We start from the raw sequence: 18,337 nt of genomic DNA on the forward strand, positions 1-18,337 counted from the left end.
ATGAAGGTACTTTTTCATTCATTTCATGATATGGAAACCATTGTGAAAGAAGTAATGACCGACTTATTAAAAGATACGACGAATCCCTTGGATTTCGATAAAAGCTTTGTGGAGCTAGGTATCAGCTCGGTTTTGTCTGTAGAAATGATAGAGATGATTAATGAAAAGCTAGGCATTGACTTGGGGATTGAGGTCGTTTTTGATCATGAGAATACCAAACAACTAGCCACGCACATTTTCGAAAAATATCAGGAAATCGCTCCAACAACAGATCGTACCCAGGCCGATAACGGTTCAACAACGATTGCGAGCAAGATAGGTAAAATCATTGCTCAGCTATTGGATACACCTGTGGAAACCTTGAATTTCGATAAAAGTTTCATCGAGCTGGGGATCAATTCTGTGTTGGCGGTCGAATTAATAGAAGCAATCAATGCTGACTTGGGGATTCATCTCGGCGTAGAAGTGATTTTTGACTATACAGAGGTGGGTGAGCTGGCTGCATATATCTCTCTGCAATTTGCAACAGAGATGGCAGCAGATGACAGCCAAATCCTGCCTACTGTTTTCGGAAATGAACGGAATCATATAAATCATACAAGAAACGAAATTCGCCACTCTGATATCGCGATCATCGGAATAGCAGGCAGATTTGCTGGCTCGGATTCAGTGGAAGCGTTCTGGGAACATCTTGCGTCTGGCGACAGTTGTATCGAGGAAATAAAGCGCAGTGGCTGGGAAGCGGATCAATATTACGGCGGTCTACTCAAGGACATTGATCAATTTGATGCATCCTTTTTCAATATTTCTCCTGATGAAGCAAAAAGTATGGACCCTCAACAACGGTTGTTCCTGCAAGAATCCTATAAAGCTTTTGAAGATAGCGGATACTCTAGTGAACAGTTATCCGGGAGAAAAGTAGGTGTGTTTGTTGGGGGGCGCCATTCAGACTACAAAGAGAAATCCATGTTGGCCGAAGGTGTCTCTTCACAAACGATGCTAGGCAATGAAATGTCGATGTTAGGAGCAAGACTCTCCTACTTTCTAAATCTCAAGGGACTAAGTCTCGCAGTAGATACAGCTTGTTCCTCTGCTTTGGTAGCCATTCATTTAGCCTGCGACAGTCTTCGTAGGGGAGAAACCGAAATGGCTCTTGCAGGAGGAGTGGCGATACACAGCTCCCCTGAATTTTTTGCGATGTCCTCGAAAATGGGGGTGGTCTCGCCCGATGGGACTTGCAACACTTTTGACAATGATGCAAACGGAATGGTGTTTGGAGAAGGCGTTGGAGCAGTCGTACTGAAGCCAGTTGCACAAGCAATGGAAGATGGCGACCATATTTATGCTGTCATCAAGGGCTCGACCGTGAATCAGACAGGAAAATCAAACGGGATTACAGCACCGAGCATGCTTGCCCAGAAAGAATTGATTGTGGATGCCTATGAAAATGCAGGGGTTCATCCGGAGACGATCAGTTATATCGAGACACATGGGACAGGAACGCAACTGGGTGACCCTATTGAAGTGAAGGCATTGATTGAAGCATTTCGTTCGTTTACGGATAAAGCGCAATTTTGCGCGATTGGCTCACATAAGCCCAACATCGGTCATACTACGATGACATCGGGATTGGCGAGTCTGTTTAAAGTTGTCATGGCGATGAAATATAAGAAGATCGCGCCGACGATCAGCGTCAAGGAAGTCAATAAGCATATCAAATTGAACGGAAGTCCCTTTTTTATCAACACCGAGCTCAGAGAATGGAATACCAGTAGGGCCACTCCGCGAAGAGCAGGTGTGAGCGCTCTAGGATCGAACGGAACCAATTGTCATCTGATTATGGAAGAGGCTCCGACGGTACAACCGCAATCAAGCAATCAGCAAGTAGGAGCGTATTACTTGTTCCCGTTTTCAGCCAAGAGCGAGTCAGCTCTCACGCAAAAACTGGATGAAATGTCCCAATGGTTAGCAAAAGAAGCGGGACGTTTTCACGAACAAGATATTTCCTATACCTTGTTCACAGGAAGAAGTCATTTATCACACCGTTGCATGTTTATTGCCAAAGACGTAGATGAATTGCGGCAAAAAATTGCGGAAGTAAAAGAAACGGGAACATCTACTGATTATTTTGTCCAGGATGAAACGGATTCCGTGCGGCTAGACAAGAGCTTGAAAGAGTTCGGAGAAAAATTAATGACAGAAGTAGCAGAGAACAGTTCGCTAACCACCCACGCAAGGAAAGAGAAGCTGTCCACGCTTGCTGATTTATTTATAAAGGGATACAAGCTGGATTGGAGTTCCTTATATAAAACCGGCAGATACACCCGAGTGCCTCTGCCAGCCTATCCATTTAGAGGGGAACGCTATTGGCTGCCCAAAACAGAGAGACAGGATCGCTTGCCCAATACCCACCCCGAATTGTGGAAGGAGATGGACGAGCTTCTCTGCAAGCTGTTATGGGGGCAAATGCAGTCCATCGGTTGGTTTACTGACAAGAGTGTGAATGTCGCCGACCTTAAGGCAAAAACAGGCTTCCATCACCGTTATGAAAAATGGATGGAAGAAAGTATGGCGATGTTAACTCGTCATGGCTATCTTGATGGCTTTGATGGAGAGCAATGCCTGGTGGTTGATCCGACTTTGATCGAGGTAGAAGCTGTATGGGAAGAATGGGATCGACGCAAGGTGGCGTGGCGTGAGGATGCCAATCTGGAAGTGCGGATAAGATTGCTGGAAGCTACGATGAAATCTCTGCCGCACATTGTAACAGGCAAGAAACTTGCTACGGATGTTATGTTTCCCGGCTCTTCTATGGAATTGGTCCAACATATTTATAAAAATAACCCGGTGGCGGATCACTACAATGAAGTGCTCGCGGAAACAGTCGCAACTTATGTGGAAGAACGCTTGAAAAAAGATCCTTCTGCAAAAATTCGCATCATAGAGATTGGTGCGGGAACGGGCGGAACGAGCACGTTTGTCTTTGAAAAGCTGAAGCCTTATCAGGAGTTTATTGAAGAATATTGCTATACCGACATCTCCAAAGCATTTTTGATGTTCGCGCAAAAGGAATATGGACCGCACGTTCCGTATCTGACCTATCAAATTTTTAATGTGGAAGCGCCTTTTGCTGAGCAAGGAGTTCGAGAGGGCTATTACGATCTGGTGATTGCGGCTAACGTGTTGCATGCCACCAAAGATATTCGCAAAACCTTGCGCCATACCAAAGCTGTTTTGCGAGAAAACGGTTTGGTTCTTTTAAATGAGATTAGCAGTAATTCCTTGTTCCTTCATCTGACCTTTGGGCTTTTGGAGGGCTGGTGGCTGTCTGAAGATACGGATGTACGTATTCCTGGTTCTCCTGCCTTAACTCCGGCATGCTGGCAAAAGGTACTGGAAAATGAAGGATTTCACACGATCTCTTTTCCAGCTCGGGAAGCTCATGATCTGGGACAGCAGATTGTCCTTGGAAAAAGCGATGGCGTCCTTCACCCTGATGTTCGCGTCGGTGCGAGTGTTTCGCCTATCGCACGTGAGACGGTTCAGCAGGCAAAAGTAGAAGGGAAAGTCTCTTCGCAGCCAGCGTCCCAAAACATCCGAAGCCAGTCTGTGGTGACCGAGCAGACGGTGACGGATTATGTGAAAGATATGATTATTGAAAAGCTGGTCACTGCATTGGAAGTCGATGTCGATTCGGTCGATGTGGACGAGCCTTTCAGAGATTATGGATTGGATTCCATTCTTGGCGTTAGATTGGTTCAAGAGATCAATCAAGCGTTGATGATTGAAATTGAGACGACGATTCTTTTTGATTACAGTACGGTAAATCAACTAACAAGCTATATTTTGTCTGAGTACAAAGCGGTCATTGCTCAAGCGTTAGGGCAGAAGATCAGTCTATCTGAGCAGAGGGAAGATTTCGTCTCTGCTATTCAGACCGAGCCATTCATTCAAGCAGCTCCTATGCTTTCAGAGGAAAAAGGGAGCGTGTCAGAAAAAGCTTCGTTCCTCACTGAACCTATTGCGATTATTGGAATGAGCGGTACGTTTGCTTCATCTAACAACGCTGACGACTTATGGGATCACTTGGTGAACGGTTCGGATTTACTTACGAAAGTGACTCGCTGGGATTTATCGGAGTACGGTCTGAATGAGGCAGAGGGTTATCAATACGGCGGGCTTGTAGAAAATATTGACTTGTTTGATCCGCTTTTTTTCAACATCTCCGGTTTAGAAGCTGACTATATGGACCCGCAGCAACGATTCTTTTTAGAGGAATCCTGGAAAGCGTTGGAGGATGCTGGCTATGCGGGTCAAGGCGTGCAAGGAATCCAATGCGGCGTCTACGCAGGATGTGCCAAAGGTGATTACGATCGTCTCGTGGGAGAGAATCCTCCTGCCCAAGCTTTTTGGGGAAATATGGAGTCCATTGTGCCTGCTCGGGTTGCTTATCATCTGGACTTGCAGGGACCTGCCGTCACGATTGATACGGCTTGCTCCAGTTCCTTGGTGGCGATTCATATGGCGTGCCAAGCCTTGCGGACAGGTGAGGTCGACATGGCATTGGCAGGTGGTGTCTTCATTCAATCTACGCCAGGATTTTATTTGTCTGCCAAGCGAGCAGGGATGCTGTCACCGACAGGACGCTGCCATACGTTTGATGAGCGTGCCGATGGATTTGCGACGGGGGAGGGCGCTGGTGTCGTTGTACTGAAACGTCTCTCGGAAGCTATTGCTTGCGGTGACCATATTTATGGTGTCATTCGAGGCTCGGGAATCAATCAGGATGGGATGACGAATGGGATTACGGCGCCAAGTGCGAAATCTCAGGAGCGCTTGGAACGCAATGTCTACGATACATTCGACATCAATCCTGAGCAAATTACGATGGTAGAAGCTCATGGAACAGGAACCAAGCTGGGAGATCCGATTGAATATCAAGCGCTCACTCGTGCTTTTCGGGCCTATACGGATAAAAAAGAATTTTGTGCGATTGGATCGATCAAGACGAATATTGGTCATACCCAGATCGCAGCAGGTGTTGCAGGGGTTATCAAAATCCTTTTGTCATTGAAGCACAAACAATTAGCGCCATCCCTGCATTTTGAAGCAGGAAACGCAAACATTAAGTTTGCAGACAGCCCTTTTTATGTCAATACAAGCCTGAAGGAATGGTCAGTGGAGTCGCAAGCCAAACGTTGTGCGGCGATCAGTTCCTTTGGAGCCAGCGGTACAAATGCGCATATGGTAATCGAAGAGGCGCCTCAAGTAGAGCAGAATCATGCGAAAAAGCCAGGCTATTTGATTGTGTTATCGGCTCGTAGTTTTGAACAGCTACGCCAGCAGGTTGCCCAATTGCATTCGTTTTGCGAAAAAGCACCGGAGACGGATTGTGGAAATATCAGCTATACGTTGTTAGTAGGCAGAAAACATTTCCATCACCGCTTCTCTTGCATCGTTCAACATACAGCTGAGCTAGTTCAGCTTTTGAAAAAGTGGCTGGAAACAGGAAAAGCATCTCAGGCTTTTGTTTCCGAGTTACATGAAAAAGATCATCGTGAACAAACCGCATTGAAACGTTACGGAAATCAAAGCATCGAGAATCTGCATGTGACGAGTCAGGCAAGTGAATATTTGGAGCAGTTGTCTGTGATCGCGGAATTGTTTGGGCAGGGATATGGATTAGATTATGACAAGCTGTTTGCGAACGATCCGTATTCTCGTATTTCACTTCCCACGTATCCTTTTGCCAAAGAACGCCATTGGGTAATGGAGAGTGAAACAAAAGCAAATGCAAGGGGAACGGCAAAAACTACCACAGCGTCCGTGATACATCCCATGCTGCATCAGAACACTTCTACTTTTTCTGAGCAACGGTTTAGCTCCACCTTTACGGGAGAAGAGTTTTTCTTGGCGGATCACGTAGTCAAAGGGCAGCGGGTGTTACCGGGAGTTGCCTATCTGGAGATGGCAAGAACCGCGATGGAGCACGCTGTAGGAGAGAACGCCCACGGGGATACGGCAATTAAACTACAAAATGTCGTATGGGCTCGCCCGATCGTTGTAGGCGATCAGCCTGTTCGGGTACATACGGGTCTCGTTCTCGAAGAAGATGGTGAGGTATCCTACCAAATCTATAGCGAGGCAGAGGGTAGTGATGCCGAGATCGTGGTACACAGTCAAGGAAATGCTGTGCTTACCCCGCACGCGGAGTTGCAAATGCTTGATTTGCCTGTTTTGCAAGAGCAGTGCAGCGAGCAGGTGATTTCATCCGAGGAATTCTATGCGTTCTTCAGAGCGATTCACATTGAATATGGACCCGGACATAAAGGAATAGACAAGGTATATGTCGGGCCTGGACAAGTCTTGGCAAAGCTTATTCTACCGTTGTCGGTCACCGGCTCAGAGGATCAGTATGTCTTGCATCCAAGCTTGATGGATTCAGCTTTGCAGGCCTCTGTGGAGTTGACACTCTCTTCCCGTCATGTGATGTCGTCGGATAGTATGGCAAAACGCAAGCCAGTGATGCCTTTTGCCCTGGAGGAGATTGAAATCATCAGCCCGTGCACCTCTGAGATGTGGGCATATGTGCGCTACAGTGACGGCAGCCAAGCAGGGGATAAGGTAGAAAAATACGATATGGATCTATGTGATGACACTGGAACGATTTGTGTACGTATGAAGGGATTCACATATCGGGTATTGGAAAGAGAGATTCAAACCCATCGTACAGCAACAAAAGCGCCAGTTGAGACCTCCAGCGAATCGCTGATTGGAACCATGCTGCTCAGCCCTGTATGGGAAGAGGTTGTGTTGACCAGAGGTTCGGAAATGCCACTTGCAAGCGATCAGATTCTGATTGTTTGTGCAGATGACGAGAACCGAAGCCTTGTTCAACAACGCTATCCTCGGGCAGCTGTTATGGAGATTACACCCGCAGAAAGTATGGATGAAATAGCGGTGAAGCTTGCGCAGATTGGTTCGATTGATCATATCATCTGGATTGCGCCATGGATTGATTTAGAATACTTGGCAGAAGAGGCACTTATCATCGAGCAGGAGCGCGGTGTATTTCATGTGTTTCGCTTGCTAAAAGCCCTGCTCAAATTGGGCTACGATACCAAGGAGCTAGGATGGAGTCTCGTAACCTTCCAGACCCAACCGATTCATCCAAACGATGTGGTCAATCCTATTCATGCCAGCCTTTACGGATTAGTCGGTTCGATGGCAAAAGAATACACAAGCTGGCGTATCCGACTTGTTGATCTGGAAGCTGGTCGTGCTTGGCCAATAGAAGAGGTTTTCACACTTCCGCCAGATGCTGAGGGGAATGCATCGGTTTACCGCGGAGGGAAATGGTATCGTCAGGAATTGATTCCATTGCGTCAACCACAATGGGAACCGGCTTCCTACAGACAGGGTGGAGTCTATGTGGTGATTGGAGGTGCTGGCGGTATTGGCGAAGTCTGGAGCGAATACATGATCAGCACGTATCAAGCGCAAATCATCTGGATTGGACGCCGAGAAAAGAATGCAGAAATTCAAGCCAAAGTGGATCGACTGGCTACGCTCGGACCTGCTCCCGTCTATATTGCGGCGGATGCGACGAATCGCAAGTCCTTGTATTTTGCCTATGAAGAGATTAAAAAACGATATAAACAAGTGAACGGAGTCATTCATTCCGCGATTGTTCTGCTAGATAAAAGTCTTGCAAATATGGACGAAGATCGCTTCCGTGCCGGACTTTCGGCAAAGGTAGATGTAAGCGTGCGGATTGCTCAAGTATTTGATCGGGAGCCATTGGATTTTGTCATGTTCTTCTCATCCATCAATTCATTTACCAAGTCTCCTGGACAAAGCAATTATGCGTCAGGTTGTACGTTTAAAGATATATTCGCGCACCAGCTTTCGTTGCATAGCCTCAGTGCAGTGAAGGTTATGAATTGGGGATACTGGGCGAACGTAGGCATTGTTGCCACCAAGGATTATCAGGAGAGGATGGCACAGGCAGGATTAGGCTCCATTGAACCTCGCGAAGCGATGGCGGCCTTGGAAAACCTGCTTGCTGGACCGATGAATCAGGTCGCGTTGGTGAAAACAACGAGATCACAGGCCATGCTTACGATAAATCCGGATAAATCAATTCACATCTATCCAGAAAAACTGGTATCCCACATCGAACGTGTAAAGAATGATATGCCCAAACTAGCGTTTTCGTCTCAACGCAGACAATCTGAAATGGAGGCTTATAAATGAATACAATGGATAAGCTTCTCAGTGAACTACTCTATGGTCAATTACAATCAATCGGGCTGTTCACGGTAAAAAAACAGACAATAGCAGAACTCAAAGCCAAATTGCATGATAGGTACGGCAAATGGTTGGAAGAAAGCATAGCCGTTCTCGTGCAAAACCATTATCTTGTGTACGATGGAGAGTCACTCATCGCAAACGATGCCACTCCTATCGATCTCGATACAGCATGGGAAAAATGGAAGGAAGAAAAAACAGCATGGCTAAACGAACCGAATAGTAAAGCTCAGGTGATTCTGGTTGAGGCAACCATGCGTGTACTGCCAGAGATTTTACTAGGAAAGATTCCCGCTACAGAGATCATGTTCCCTAATTCCTCGATGGAATTGGTGGAAGGGATTTATAAACACAACGAGGTTGCGGACTACTTTAACGAAGTGCTCGCGAATACGATTGTTACCTATGTGAAGCAGCGTACGGAGCAAGATGCTTCTGCGCGGATTCGAATTTTGGAAATCGGGGCGGGTACAGGTGGAACTAGTTCGATCGTACTGCCAAGGCTAAACCCCTTTCAGAAGCATATCGAGGAATATTGTTATACCGATATTTCGCAAGCCTTTTTACTTCACGCCGAAAAAGAATACGGAGCCGAAAATCCATATCTCACGTATCGGATTTTTAACGTGGAAAAGCCTGTGGAGGATCAGGATATCGCTGCGGATACCTATGATCTGGTGATTGCAACAAACGTTTTGCATGCTACGAAAAATATTAGCCAAACCTTACACCACGCCAAAACAATTTTACAGAAAAATGGCTTACTGATTCTGAATGAGTTGACCAGCAATACCTTGTTTGCTCACTTGACGTTTGGCTTGCTGGATGGTTGGTGGCGCTATGATGATCCAGAATGGCGTATTCCCGGTTGCCCCCTGTTAACGGTTGAAACATGGCAAAAGGTGTTGAAGAAGGTAGGATACCGATCTGTTTTCTTGCCAGCTGAAGAGCAATTGGATTTATGCCAACAGATTATTGTGGCAGAAAGTGATGGGGTTATTCGTCGCAGCAGTCAACCGAGGCAGTCGGCGGTTACAGTTGCGTATTCGCCTGCAAAAAAGCAAGCCTCAAAGTTGAAGGTGAAGCCACTCAAAAAACAAGTGCCTGTTCGCACAACACCAGCGAAAAAGTCAGGCAGAGTCACTGAGGCATTGCTTCGTGAAAAAAGTACGGCTTATATCAAAAAGTTAATTGGTGAAACGCTTAGAATTCCGACCCAACAGATAAAATCATCAGCCCCATTAGAACAATATGGGATTGATTCGATTCTGGTTGTGCAATTGACCAATTCGCTTCGCAAAGATTTTTCGAATATGAGCAGTACGATATTTTTCGAGTATCAAACGATTGATGCCTTGGTAGAGTATCTCATAGAGACGCAAAAGGAAGCGTTGATCAAGGTAATAGGATTTGAAGCACAAGAAGCAATTGACGAAACATATCCGAGCGAGATAGAGAATGAGGAAATGACCGTCTCTGCTTCAACGGCGTACACCAATCTTCCTGTGAGAAAAACGAGACGCTTTTTATCCGTTCGGGAACAAGAGAGCAAGGAATCCATTTCGCCTTTATCTGTGGTGCGGGATGTGGCGATCATCGGTCTTTCCGGGCGTTATCCGCAGGCGAAAAATGTGGATGAATTCTGGAATCATTTAAAAGAGGGGAAAAACTGCATTTCTGAAATCCCTAAGGATCGCTGGGATTGGAAGAACTATTTTGACGAAGAAAAAGGCAAAAAGGAATCTATGTATACAAAATGGGGCGGATTTATCGAGGATATGGATAAATTCGATCCCTTATTTTTTCAAATCTCCCCAAAAGAAGCCGAGGAGATGGACCCGCAAGAACGGTTATTTTTACAAGAAGCCTATGCGAGTATTGAGGACGCTGGATATACGCCTACAACTCTGTGTGAAAGCAGAAAAGTAGGCGTTTTTGTCGGCGTGATGAATGGTAATTATCCGACGGGAGCCACTTATTGGTCGATCGCGAACCGACTCTCATATCTATTAAACTTTCAAGGTCCAAGTGTGGCGGTGGATACGGCTTGCTCCGCTTCTCTCACAGCGATTCATTTCGCCTTGGAAAGCCTGTACAGCGGTACAAGCGAGTGTGCAATCGCAGGGGGAGTCAATCTCATTGTCGATCCTGTCCACTATATGAAATTGTCAGCTTTGACGATGCTCTCTCCTACGAATCAATGCAAATCCTTCGGCGATCAAGCGGATGGCTTTGTGGATGGAGAGGGTGTGGGCGCTATCGTCTTGAAGCCTTTGGATAAGGCGATAGCCGATGGTGACCATATTTACGGAGTCATCAAAGGAAGCATGATGAATACCGGTGGGAAAACGAATGGCTATACTGTTCCGAATCCGCAGGCACAGGCGCAATTAGTGGCAGATGCCTTACAACGTGCCAAGGTACATGCAAGAACGGTCAGTTATCTGGAAGCACACGGAACAGGAACGGAGCTGGGCGACCCGATCGAGGTTGCTGGACTTACTCGCGCCTTTGAAAAAGACACCCAGGACAAACAGTTCTGCGCATTGGGATCAGCGAAGTCGAATATTGGACATTGTGAGAGTGCGGCAGGAATTGCTGGCGTAACGAAAATATTATTGCAGTTGAAGCACGCGCAATTAGTGCCTTCCTTACATTCCAGCACGCTCAATCCCAATATTGATTTCACCAAGACTCCGTTTGTGGTTCAGCAAGAGTTGGCGGAATGGAGAAGACCGATTGTAGAGATCAATGGCACAACCAATGAATATCCACGAATTGCAGGGATTTCCTCGTTTGGTGCAGGGGGAAGCAATGCCCATGTGATTATTGAAGAATATATTGCGGAAGAGCAACAGCGATCCAGTAGGATGATCACCCCTCAGAACCCAGCTATTCTTGTTTTGTCAGCAAAGAATGCGGAGAGGTTGTATGAGAAAGCACAGCAGTTGTTAGCTTTTATCCAAGAACATTCCTTATCTGATGCGCACTTAGCAGACATGGCGTACACGCTTCAGATAGGACGTGTAGCCATGGAAGAGCGTCTTGCTGTCCTTGCTGGCTCTATGAAGGAGTTGCAACAAAAACTAACAGCTTATGTAGAAGGGCAAGAGCATATTGCTGATTTGTATCGTGGTCAGGTAAACCGAAATCAGGAAATGCTGGATATTTTGACGTCCGATGATGAATGGGAAGAAACGATTGCGAGGTGGATGGAACGCGGTAAATATAGCAAGCTTCTCGACCTGTGGGTGAAGGGCTTACCTATCGATTGGAACAAGCTTTATCAGGAAGAGCGACCGAGTCGTATCAGTTTGCCAACGTATCCTTTTGCCAAGGAATCTTATTGGATCGAAGCCAAGTCTGTTAGCAGTAGCGCAGGGGTGGGTTCGATTCATCCTTTATTGCACCAAAATACATCTAATTTCATGGAGCAGCGGTTTAGCTCCACGTTTACGGGACAGGAGTTTTTCCTGACTGACCATGTCATTAAGGGTCAACGTGTCTTGCCAAGCGCGGCTTATCTGGAGATGGCACGGGCAGCAATACAGTTGGCGACGGGAGGTCTTGATTCGGAGCAAGAACAGGACGGACTTCGTTTCAAAAATGTGGTCTGGACTCAACCTTTGGCTGTTGGGGCAGAACCCGTTCAGGCACATATCGAACTCTATCCTGAGGCGAATGGTGAAATTGTTTTTGAAATTTACAGCGATAGCAAGGAAGATCAGAATCAAACGGCAGAGATTGTACACAGTCAGGGAAGTGCCGTGTTGTGTTCGATTCCAGATATCCCATCATTCGAGCTCTCCGTATTGCAGGAACAGTGCAAGATAAGCACACTCAGCGCAGAACAATGCTATGAGGCTTTCAAAAAGATGGGAGTCGACTATGGGCCTGCACATCGTGGGATCGATCAAATTTTGATCGGTCAGGGGCAGGTGCTGGCGAAGCTGTCGCTACCTACTTCCGTGGTGAAGAGCCAAGGGCAATTTGGTCTGCATCCGAGTTTGCTCGACGCAGCTCTACAGGCTTCGCTTGGCTTGATGATGGCAACCAGTGATTTTTCGCTGATCCTTCCCTTTGCTCTTGAGGAATTGGAGATCGTAGGTGCTTGCTCCGCTTCCATGTGGGCACTCATTCGCTACAGTGAAGGCAGTAAAGCTGGAGATAAAGTGGAGAAGTTTGATATCGACTTATGTGACGAGAACGGGAATGTCCAGGTGCGGATGAAGGGCTTTTCTACGCGCAAGATCGCAAATGAATCTGTTGGATCAGGAGTAGAAGCGCCAAAAGCTGCCGTTACTTTCGAAAAGGAGAAGGACGTAGATTCCTCCTCACTGATGGAACAGGCAACCCATTATTTTAAAAAGCTGCTTTCCTCCGTCATCAAATTGGCAGCAAATAAAATGGAAGCAGACACCTCGTTGGAAAAATACGGTGTCGATTCCATTGTGGCTATGCAGATGACCAAGGAGTTAGAAAAGCTATTTGGTTCGTTACCAAAAACGTTATTTTTTGAATACCAAACGATAAAAGAATTAACAGGATTTTTCCTTGAAAATTACCGTGAGAGCCTGATGCACATCCTGGGGATGGGGGAAAATGCGGAAGCCTCCCTCACGCAAGAGCCAGAAGCAACGATTGTGGACGAAAGGACAGCCGAGACAGAGCGCAGGAGCAAAAAACGCAAGTCTCAAAGATTCTCGTCCCTGCGAATGGAAACCCATCGAGAAAAAGGAGCGTTGGACATTGCCATTATTGGTATCTCTGGACGCTATCCGCAAGCATGGAATATACAAGACTTTTGGAAAAATCTGCGCGACGGCAAGGATTGTATTACCGAAATCCCAAAAGACCGTTGGGATCACAGTCTGTACTTTGATGAAGCGAAGGACAAGATCGGTAAATCGTATTCCAAATGGGGCGGCTTCATAGATGGTGTCGATCAATTTGATCCACTATTCTTCCATATTTCCCCACGGGAAGCAGAGCTGATGGACCCACAGGAGCGGTTATTTTTACAGTGTGTCTATGAAACGATAGAGGATGCAGGGTATACGCGCGATGCTCTTGGCAAGCACGAAGGCTTGGGAGGCAATGTAGGTGTTTACGTAGGTGTTATGTACGAGGAATACCAGCTCTATGCGTCCGCTGAACAGGCATTGGGCAGAGCGCTTACGATTGCGGGAAGTCCAGCTTCCATCGCTAACCGCGTCTCCTATTTTTGCAATTTCCACGGTCCGAGCATGGCGGTCGATACGATGTGTTCTTCTTCGTTGACGGGGATTCATTTAGCGTGTCACAGCTTGCAACGCGGCGAATGTGAGGTTGCGATCGCAGGTGGTGTGAATGTTTCTATCCATCCAAACAAATATCTGTATTTGTCGCAGGGCAAGTTCGCTTCCAGCAAAGGCCGATGCGAAAGCTTTGGGGAAGGCGGCGACGGATATGTACCTGGCGAAGGTGTCGGAACGGTATTACTCAAACCTCTGGCAAGAGCAATCGCTGATGGAGACCACATCTATGGCGTGATCAAAGGAAGCGCCATTAATCATGGTGGAAAAACGAATGGTTATACGGTTCCCAATCCTCATTCTCAATCAAGGGTGATTCGTCGAGCTTTTGAAGAAGCAGGAATTCACCCGCGAACGGTCAGCTATATAGAGGCACACGGTACAGGGACTTCATTAGGAGACCCTATTGAAATTGCCGGATTGACGAAGACCTTTCAGGAATACACGAAGGAGAATCAGTTCTGCGCGATTGGTTCGGCCAAGTCAAATATCGGGCATGGAGAGAGTGCGGCAGGGATAGCAGGGTTGACCAAGATATTGCTGCAAATGAAATACAAGAGGTTAGTTCCGTCCCTGCATTCCCGCACACGTAACCCGAACATTGATTTTAGCAAGACTCCATTTGTGGTGCAGCAAGAGCTGGCGGAATGGAAGCGTCCCGTGATTGAAATCAATGGGGTAACGAGAGAATATGCAAGGATTGCGGGGTTATCCTCCTTTGGAGCGGGAGGAGCAAATGCTCATCTCGTCATTGAAGAATACAACGAAGAGGAACACCGCCCAGCAATCAGCATCTCGGCAAAAAATTCAGTTGTCATCGTATTGTCAGCGAAGAACAAAGACCGTCTTCGGGAGCAGGTACAGCGGTTGTTGTCTGCTATTCGGGAGCAAGTGCTGAGGGACAACGAACTAGCAGAGATTGCCTATACTCTCCAAGTAGGACGCGAGGCGATGGAAGAGCGGTTTGCTGTGACCGTCAAATCAATCTCTGAGCTTGAAGCAAAGCTAACGAGTTATCTGGAAGATGAGGATGATGGACAAGACCTGTTCACGGGTCAAGTAAAGCGGAATAAAGAAACGATGGATGTATTTGCAGCAGATGAGGATTTGCAACAGGCAATCGATACATGGATCACCAAAGGGAAATACGCAAAGATTTTGCGGATGTGGGTACAGGGACTGATTTTTGACTGGAACAAACTCTACGGGGATACGAAGCCTCGCCGAATCAGCTTACCTGCTTATCCTTTTGCAAGAGAGCGCTATTGGCTGCCAAAGGTGGAGTCACACGACATTGGTCTGATCGCAGCAGGAGCACTGGCTACTCTGCATCCCATGCTGCATCAAAATACGTCTACACTTTCGGAACAACGGCACAGTTCGACGTTTACTGGGCAGGAGTTTTTCCTTAGAGATCATGTCGTGAAGGGGCAAAAGGTCTTGCCTGGGGTAGCTTATCTGGAGATGGCACGAGTGGCTGTGGATTTGGCAGCAGGTGTCCGATCTGATAACCAGTCGGCGATTCAATTGAAAAATATTGTGTGGGCGAAACCAGTTATTGTGGAAGAGGCACCGATCCAAGTACACACGGGACTATATCCGGAAGAGAATGATGAAATCGCTTTTGAAATCTACAGCCAGTCAAGGGAGGCTCAGGAGAATCTAGTAGTACATAGCCAGGGAAGAGCAGTACTACGATCAGCTATGGAAGCGCCAACGCTCGACCTTTCTGCCATTCAAGCACAATGCACAGCGAGTAGTTATAGCTTTAGCCAATGCTACGAAACGTTTCATGCGATAGGACTGGCATACGGTCCATCACACCAAGGGATTGAGAAGCTGTTTGTCGGGCCAGACCAAGTGCTGGCGATGCTGATCTTGCCTTCCTCAGTTACGGATACAGCAGGAAAATTTGTCCTTCATCCGAGTATCATGGACGCTGCGTTACAGGCATCGCTCGGTTTTATGATGGGCACTACCGACCTTCAGCCGTCCCTGCCTTTTGCCTTAGAACAATTGAACATTTACAGTGCTTCGACAACTGCTGTATGGGCGTTGGTTCGATACAGTGACGGCAATGCAGCTACGCAAAACGTGCAGAAGCTCGACATTGATTTGTGTGATGAGCAAGGCAAGGTTTGCGTAAGCATGAAGGGATTCACAACGAGGGTGCTCGAAGGTGAAAAAGCTGCCGGATTTGCAAAAAGTAAAGGTACAGGGGAATCAAGCAAAATCACTAGTACGTTGATGCTACAGCCTGCTTGGATCGAACAAGCCATTCCTAAAGAAGCCAAAGCTCCTGAATATGAACAGCATGTGGTGATGCTCTGTGAACCAGGGCAGATTTCTTGGGATAGCATTTCATCTCAGATAAATGATGCGAGATTCCTTGTATTGCAATCCGATCAGCAAGGAATAGCGGAACGATTCCAAGCGTATGCTGTTCAGGTTTTCGAAGAAATAAAAGCTCTTCTTCAAGCAAAACCAAAGGGGAAGGTACTGATTCAGATCGTTGTTCCTCTCCGATCGGAACAACGACTGTTTGCTGGTATAGCTGGTCTGTTGAAAACTGCACAGATCGAAAACCCGAAAGTAGTCGGACAGTTGATCGAAATCGATTCAACAGAAGATTCAGCGGGATTGGCGGAAAAGCTGAAAGCAAACAGCCTTTGCCCTACAGACTGCCAGATTCGCTATCAGTTCGGGAAAAGGTACATGGCGGGATGGAGTGAAGTGGCAGCTCCACAGGATGAAGTAAGTAAACCGTGGAAAGACAACGGGATTTATTTGATCACGGGTGGAGCAGGTGGCTTGGGACTTATTTTTGCCGAAGAAATGGCAGCGAGAGCTCATGGCATCACCTTGATTTTGACGGGACGTACTATGCTGACTGAGGAGAAGCAAGCAAAGCTTCGTAAGCTTGCGGATAAAGGGGCAAGAATCGAATATCGCCAAGTGGATGTCACGCAGAAACAGGCCGTAGAGGATTTGATCCAAAGCATTCAAGCAGAGTTTGGCGATCTTCACGGGATCATTCACGGGGCGGGCGTGACTCGCGACAACTTTATCCTGAAGAAAACCAAAGAAGAAGTACAAGCAGTTCTCGCGCCAAAGGTTGCGGGACTCATTCATTTAGACGAAGCGACTAAGGGACTGAATCTGGATTTCTTTGTGCTCTTTTCTTCAGCGGCTGGAAGCTTGGGCAATATGGGCCAAGCAGATTATGCAACGGCCAACGCCTTTATGGATACCTACTCCGCTTACCGCAACGAACAGATCGCGCTAGGCGAACGGCAGGGGCAGACTATCTCCATCAATTGGCCTCTGTGGAAAGAGGGCGGAATGCAGGTAGACGAAGAGACAGAAAAGAGATTGTGGGACGACCTCGGCATGGTTGCTATGCAGACGGCTTCGGGTATCAACTGCTTGTATCGGGGGTTAGCTTCGGGACAAGATCAGTTGATGGTCATGGAAGGCGATCTTGTACGAATGAAGCAAAGGCTGATGGGGGGCTCTGTGACCTCATTGACGCAAAGCGAGGTTCAAGCGTCTTTGCTGAAAATGGTCGCTGATTTGCTCAAGGTTGATAGAGAGGATATTGAAATCCACGCTGAGCTCCATGAGTACGGCTTTGACCAGATTAAGCTGACCGAATTTACAAACAAGCTGAATCAAGCCTATGAGCTTGATCTTACTCCAACTGTATGGGTAGAGTACCCGACGCTTTTTGCTGTCTCGCAATACTTGGTAGATGCATACCAGAATCGGTTCATACAACAGTTCCAACCAGCAGAGAGCGCAAGTACCCCTGCAAAAACGGAGAAAGAACAGCCTGTTTCCGTTGGGCAACAAGATGTGCTTCGGGCAAAAGTAAGGGAGTATCTGAAAAAGGAAATTTCTGCTGTTATCAAGCTCCCAGCTTATAAAATCGATGAGGATGCTCCTCTAGAGAAATACGGGATCGACTCAGTCATGGCGATGCAATTGACCAATCAATTGGAAAAAGCATTCGGTTCGTTGTCAAAAACGTTGCTCTATGAATACCAAAACATAGAGGATTTGACAGGCTATCTTTTGACACATCATGGAGACAAAATCATCGAAATCATAGGGGCTGGGAAAACCGTAGAGACAAGTACAGTAGAGAATGTTGCTCATGTACTGCCTACTGCTGACTCCATAACAGAGCATCGCCGTCGCTTCTCACGGGGTGTTACCCATAAGCAGGAAAATAAACAAACAAAATCTGACCTAGACATTGCGATAATCGGTATTTCTGGTCGCTATCCGCAGGCTTCCAATATACAAGAGTTCTGGAACAATTTGCGGGACGGCAAGGATTGCATTACAGAGATTCCGCAAGGGCGCTGGGATCACAGCTTGTATTTTGACGAGGATAAGAACAGACAAGGAAAAGCATACAGCAAATGGGGCGGATTCATAGACGGTGTCGATCAATTTGATCCGCTGTTTTTCCATATTTCTCCACGAGAAGCAGAAATGATGGACCCTCAGGAGCGCCTTTTCCTGGAAACCGTGTGGAATCTGCTCGAGGACACAGGACACACGCGAGAGGTGTTACAACGTCAATATGATAATAGAGTGGGCGTCTATGTAGGGGCGATGTATCAGCCGTATCACGCATTTGATACGGATATGGATAAGGGTTCTATCATTTCCCTCTCTTCCTACCATTCGATTGCCAACCGAGTCTCTTACTTCTTTAATCTACA

General features: G+C 46.9%; 2 protein-coding genes (1 of these 2 cut by a window edge). Both read left to right on the forward strand.

All coding sequences use genetic code 11. The features are described 5' to 3' along the window. Positions 1 to 8,256 (forward strand): SDR family NAD(P)-dependent oxidoreductase, encoded by an 8,256-nt coding sequence (locus HP399_RS10915; RefSeq protein WP_173617108.1) that lies wholly within the window; start codon positions 1 to 3, stop codon positions 8,254 to 8,256. Further along, a protein-coding gene (locus tag HP399_RS10920; protein WP_173617109.1) for an SDR family NAD(P)-dependent oxidoreductase crosses the window boundary here: on the forward strand, positions 8,253 to 18,337 show its 5' portion. Its footprint extends 1,834 nt past the window's final position; the window shows 10,085 of its 11,919 coding nt (coding positions 1-10,085); it begins with the start codon at positions 8,253 to 8,255; the stop codon falls past the right edge of the window. Before HP399_RS10915 ends, HP399_RS10920 begins: the two co-directional genes overlap by 4 nt.

Source organism: Brevibacillus sp. DP1.3A, assembly GCF_013284245.2.
Taxonomy (GTDB): Bacteria; Bacillota; Bacilli; order Brevibacillales; family Brevibacillaceae; genus Brevibacillus.

What these genes read in the sequence shown, in the direction of transcription:
- HP399_RS10915 (WP_173617108.1), top strand. Translation starts at nt 1, where the DNA reads ATGAAGGTACTTTTTCATTCATTTCATGATATGGAAACCATTGTGAAA.